This is a genomic window from Polaromonas sp. P1_F8 (assembly GCF_056405635.1).
Genome location: NZ_JBFUBS010000019.1, coordinates 1 through 851, shown reverse-complemented (window position 1 = coordinate 851; position 851 = coordinate 1). Strand labels below are relative to the sequence as shown.

At 64.6% G+C, this 851-nt stretch carries 1 protein-coding gene; it reads left to right on the top strand.

What is annotated here, in order from left to right; all coding sequences use genetic code 11:
* Positions 1-851, top strand: an 851-nt coding sequence (locus AC1D1J_RS22575; RefSeq protein WP_477695929.1) for a YDG domain-containing protein, incomplete at both ends; no start/stop codon positions are given.

The window sequence follows — 851 nt, the reverse complement described above, 5'->3', positions numbered from 1 at the left end:
CCGGCCAGCCTGGCGGTTACCGGCGTAGGCGCAAACAACAAGGTTTACGACACGACCACCACAGCGACGCTGAGCGGGACAGCAGCGGTGACGGCTTTGAGTGGTGATACCGTGACCGTGGGCGGTACCGGCAGCGGAAATTTCGCCAATAAGAACGTGGGCAACGGCAAGGCCGTCACCGTCACCGGCTACACACTGGGCGGCGCCGACGCCGGCAACTACACCGTGGCGCAGCCCACGGCGGTGACCGCCAACATCACACCGGCCAGCCTGGCTGTCACGGGTGTGAGTGCAAACAACAAGGTCTACGACACGACCACCACCGCGACGCTGAGCGGGACAGCAGCGGTGACGGCTTTGGGTGGCGATACCGTGACCGTGGGCGGTACCGGCAATGGCGCCTTCGCCAACAAGAATGTGGGCAATGGCAAGGCGGTGACTGTGACCGGCTACACGCTGGGCGGTGCCGACGCCGGCAACTACACCGTGGTGCAACCCGCGAGCTTGACCGCCAATATCACACCGGCCAGCCTGGCTGTCACGGGTGTAGGCGCAAACAACAAGGTCTACGACACCACCGCCACCGCCACCCTGAACGGAACGGCGGCAGTGACGGCCCTGGGTGGCGATACCGTGACCGTGGGCGGCACCGGCAGCGGCACCTTCGCCAACAAGAATGTGGGCAATGGCAAGGCGGTGACTGTGACCGGCTATACGCTGAGCGGAGCAGACGCCGGTAACTACACCGTGGTGCAGCCCACAGCTGTCACGGCCAACATCACGCCAGCCAGCCTGGTAGTCACAGGTGTGGGCGCCAACAACAAGGTGTATGACACGACGACCACAGCGAC